The sequence below is a fragment of the Pseudaquabacterium pictum genome, from assembly GCF_005403045.1.
Taxonomy (GTDB): Bacteria; Pseudomonadota; Gammaproteobacteria; order Burkholderiales; family Burkholderiaceae_C; genus Pseudaquabacterium; species Pseudaquabacterium pictum.
This window is the reverse complement of record NZ_BJCL01000050.1, coordinates 1-702: the sequence shown is the minus strand read 5'-3', so window position 1 is coordinate 702 and position 702 is coordinate 1. Positions and strand designations below refer to the sequence as shown.

Genomic DNA, 702 nt, shown 5'->3' with positions numbered 1-702 from the left:
AGCATTCGTCGCCGCGCACCTCGGCCAGGAAGATGCGGTCGGGTTTCATGCGCAAGCAGGCTTCCAGCAGCGACTTGGCTGTCACACGGGCTGTGCCTTGGGCGTCCTTGCTGTAGAACAGGTGCACCACGTTTGGGTGGTTCGGCAAGGTCAATTCGGCCGTGTCCTGGATCGTGATGAGGCGCTCGTGCCTGGGCACCTCCTCCACCAGGCCTTTCATGAAGGTGGTCTTGCCCGAGCCCGTCTTGCCGCTGACCACGATGGTCTGGTGCTTGCGCACAGCCAGGCGCAGGAAGTCGGCATAGCGGCCGGCGTCCTTCAACTCTGCCAGTTCGCGCTCGAAGGGCAGCAGTTCGGCGTTTGGGGTGCGCGTCACGGTGGCCGTGCGCTCGAACAGGCCCTCGCGCTCGAAGTCATCCAGCCGCTTGATCAAATGCGACGGCTTGCGCACCGTGAGCGACACCGTGCCGCGTGGCACCGCCGGCGGGATGACGAACTGGATGCGTTCGCCGCTGGGCAGCGTGGCCGACAGCAGCGGCAGCTCCTGGTTGATCTGCTGGTCGCAGAAGGTGGCGACGGCCGTGGCCAGTGACAGGCAGCGCTCCTGCGTCATCTCGGGCGCCGGCACGGTCTGCCAGCCGTGCACGGTCTCTACGAGGAGTTCGCCCGGCCTGTTGACGCAGACCTCCAGCACGCCGGGCG

General features: G+C 66.5%; 1 protein-coding gene. It reads right to left on the bottom strand.

The genetic code is table 11. The annotated features are described in order from the left end of the window. A partial coding sequence (virB11, locus tag FFT10_RS27550; protein ID WP_137736087.1) for a P-type DNA transfer ATPase VirB11 occupies nt 1-702 on the bottom strand: 702 nt, incomplete at both ends.